Genomic DNA, 3,637 nt, shown 5'->3' with positions numbered 1-3,637 from the left:
CTAATTTCAATCCTCTAGTGTGTACATTTCCCGTTACTTCATCTTCTTTGTTGTCTCTGTTCTTTTTAATATTTCTTCTATATCCATTGTAATCTCCTAAGTTATTTCAACCATATCCAATACAGAGTAGCTAAAATTAAAATCACTGCCGGCATTAAAGCTACTAAAAATTGAAATAAATAAAATTTTTGTCTATTAAATCTATATAATGTATAGCCTTGAGATGAGACAAATATCAGATACATTCCAAGAATAGATTCTCTCCAAACTACATCTTTTCCTCTTATAGCACATGAAACATAAATTAACACAAATACTAAAGACATCAAATTGAAACCTATTTTTAGACCTTGCATTGAATAACTTTCTTTTGCTTCATCAAAATTTTCATCTCTACTCTTTTTAAGTATTTCTTCTTTTAACATTTTAATACCTCCTGACAAGTTTACTTGGTAATTGAATTATATCCCCGCCAAGTTTACTTGTCAATGGGAATTTGCAAAATAAAAAGTGCTACTAAAAGCACTTTCTAATTTATTAAAATTTAAACTTCTAAAGGAATGTGTTTAAACTCATTTACATCAAACAATCCTTTGTCTGTCATCTTTATATCCGGTATAACCGGCAGAGCCATAAATCCAAGAGTCATAAATGGATCTATTCCATCTCCTACTCCAAGCTCTTTTGCCTTTTTTAGCAATTTTTTTATGTCTTCATGTACTTCTGTCATTGATTTGCTACTCATAATTCCTGCTATATCAAGTCTTAAAGAGCCTTCTAATTTTCCATTTGAAGATATTGCCATTCCACCGCTCATCTCATCTATTCTCTTTATTACGTTTAGCATATCTTCATCATTGTCTCCAATTACAACTAAATTATGGCTATCGTGTGCTATTGTGGTCCCAACAGCGGCATTTTTTATATCGTATCCCTTTATCAAGCCAATTGCTATTGTAGAATTTCCTGTGTGTCTTTCAATTACCACTATTTTTCTTATTCCGTCATCTGAGTATTCGAAGTATCCATCTTTTACATCTACATCACAGACAACTTTCTTTGTCAAAAGTGATTCTTTTTCCATTTCAATCACATGGACTCTGTTTGAATTCAATTTAAGTTTTAAATCTTCTAATTTAAAATCTTTTATTTTCATTTTTGAAAGTACTTTTGGAGAAAGTTTTGGAGAAAAATCTACTATTACTTTTCCGTCTTCTGCTACTTTCTTACCTCCAATGAAAACTGCTTTTGCGTTTATGTTATTCAAATCATCGAATAAAAAGAAATCTGCAACATACCCCGGTGCAATTGCCCCTGAATTTTCCATTTTGTAACACTGAGCCGGATTTAAAGTTGCCATTTTAATTGCATCTAAAGGTTCCATCCCCAATTTAATTGCTTTTCTCACATTGTTATCTACATTTCCATCTTTTAACAAGTCTTCCGGATGTCTATCATCTGTACAGAAGAAACAACGACTTATGTTATCTTTTGTAACTCCTTTTATCAGTGCTTCTAAATTTTTAGCAGCTGTACCTTCTCTTAATTGAATGTACATTCCACGGCGAATCTTTTCTTTCATTTCATCTACAGCTGAACACTCATGGTCTGTTAAAATTCCTGCTAATACATAATCATCCAACGCCTTCCCTGATAAAAGGGGAGCGTGTCCATCTATTACCTTATTGCTATTTTTAGCCAAGTCAATTTTTTCCAAGATGTCTTCTGCACGATTTACTGTTCCCACAAAATCCATCATCTCTCCTAACCCCAAAACTCTAGGGTCATTTATCATCTCTTTGTAATCGCAAGCTTTTAAAATAGCTCCGCTTGTTTCAAATGGTGTACATGGAACGCATGATGGCAACATTACATATACATGTGCCGGTAAATCTTTTGTCTCGTCTATTATGTATTCAAGTCCATCTAGCCCACACACATTCGCTATTTCATGCGGATCTGCTATTATAGTTGAAACTCCTCTTGCAACTAAACATTTTAAAAATTCAGCTGGAGATACCATTGAAGACTCAATGTGTACGTGTCCATCAGTCATAGTTGGTGATAGGTAGGCTCCTTTTGCATCTACAATCTCATCTGCATCTTCATAATCTCCAATACCAATAATTTTTCCATTCTTCACGGCTACATTTCCCTTGTAAATTTCATTTTGAAATACATCTATTACTCTGGCATCTTTTATTATCAAATCTGCTTTCATATCACTCTTTAACATTTCTCTCTCCTTATAAAAATAACATTTTAACTAAAGACAAAATTCCCATAGCATACATTGGTAAAGATATTTGTTTAAATTTACCAGTTATAATATTTAATACTACATAAGATAAAATTCCTATCATAATACCATCAGCAATACTGTAAGTAAGAGGAATTATGATAAAAGTTAAAAATGCAGGTATAGCTTCTGTTATATTATCAAAATCTATAGCTTTTACTGCACTTGTCATTGACAATCCAACTGTTACAAGAACCGGAGTTATAGCAGCGCTTGGTACTATTAAAAATAATGGGCTAAAAAATAATGCGAGTACAAACATTAATGCACTTGTTACCGCCATAAGTCCTGTTCGTCCTCCCTCTTCTATTCCGGCTGAAGTTTCTAATGTTGTTCCTACAACACTTGTTCCTAAACACCCCGCTACAATTGTTCCTAAAGAATCTACTAAAAAAGATTTATTCATATCTTTTGCTTCATTATTTTCATCTGTTAATCCAGCTTTTATTGAAAGACCTGTTACAGTCCCTATATTGTTAAAAATAGACATAAAAATGAAAACGAATACACATACGGCCATGTCTGTAGTAAAAATTTCTTCAGTTCCTACAAATTTAAAAGCTGTTGGCATAAAAGAAGGCGGCAAACTTACAATATTTTCCGGTAAAGATGTTATCCCTGTAATAACTGCTACTACCGTACTTCCTATTATTGTAATTAAAAAAGAACCTTTTATTTTAAAATAATTCATAGCAGAAAGTACAATAATCCCAAACAAAGCTAATAAAGCCTCAGGCTTTGTTATATCTCCTATTTTTAAAATAGCCCCCCCTGCTTCTACAATACCAGCATTCTTTAATCCTATAAATGTTACAAATAAACCGAGTCCAACAACCATTGCAATTTTTAAATTCATGGGTATTACATTACTTAATGTTATACGTATTTTAAAAATTGTAAGTATTGTTAAGATTATTCCGGCTATTAAAACTGATGTTAAAGCAAATTGCCAACTTTTTCCCATTCCAAATACAATTGAAAATACAAAAAATGAATCAAATCCCAATAGTGCACTAAAAACAAATGGTAAATTAGCATATAACCCAGCTATTAATGTTGCAAAAATAGTACTTATAATTGTTGCGGTAAACACAGCACCTCTTGGTATCCCTGTTTCACTTAAATTACCAGGTATAACAGCTAAAATATAAGCTATAGTCATAAATGTTGTAATTCCTGCAAAAACTTCAGTTTTTACAGAAGTATTCCTGCCCGATAAATTAAATACCCTTTCTAAAAAATCTGATTTTTTCATTAATAACCTCCATAATTAAATAAAACGATTTCTTTAAATAATATTTTATTACTTTTCATCTATTTTGTAAATAAATTATTTTT

General features: G+C 31.7%; 3 protein-coding genes. All 3 read right to left on the bottom strand.

What is annotated here, in order from left to right; all coding sequences use genetic code 11:
* Nucleotides 1-101: 101 nt before the first annotated feature.
* A complete protein-coding gene (locus HMPREF9129_RS05370; protein WP_004821184.1) occupies nucleotides 102-425 on the bottom strand; it encodes a DUF6442 family protein in 324 nt (107 codons plus the stop codon).
* A 119-nt stretch (nucleotides 426-544) separates the two neighbouring features.
* Complete coding sequence (gene ade / locus HMPREF9129_RS05365) at nucleotides 545-2,236, bottom strand: adenine deaminase (protein ID WP_004821181.1); 1,692 nt, start codon at nucleotides 2,234-2,236, stop codon at nucleotides 545-547.
* A 10-nt stretch (nucleotides 2,237-2,246) separates the two neighbouring features.
* The gene (locus HMPREF9129_RS05360; protein ID WP_004821180.1) at nucleotides 2,247-3,554 is read right to left on the bottom strand and encodes an NCS2 family permease; all 1,308 of its coding nucleotides are present in this window, start codon (nucleotides 3,552-3,554) and stop codon (nucleotides 2,247-2,249) included.
* Nucleotides 3,555-3,637 lie beyond the last annotated feature (83 nt).

The organism is Peptoniphilus indolicus ATCC 29427, from assembly GCF_000227315.1.
Lineage (GTDB): Bacteria > Bacillota > Clostridia > Tissierellales > Peptoniphilaceae > Peptoniphilus > Peptoniphilus indolicus.
This window is presented reverse-complemented; position numbering and strand designations above follow the sequence as displayed.

Excerpts from the sequence above, each read along its gene's own strand:
- HMPREF9129_RS05370 (WP_004821184.1), bottom strand. The coding sequence starts at position 425 with ATGTTAAAAGAAGAAATACTTAAAAAGAGTAGAGATGAAAATTTTGAT.
- ade (WP_004821181.1), bottom strand. The coding sequence starts at position 2,236 with ATGTTAAAGAGTGATATGAAAGCAGATTTGATAATAAAAGATGCCAGA.
- HMPREF9129_RS05360 (WP_004821180.1), bottom strand. The coding sequence starts at position 3,554 with ATGAAAAAATCAGATTTTTTAGAAAGGGTATTTAATTTATCGGGCAGG.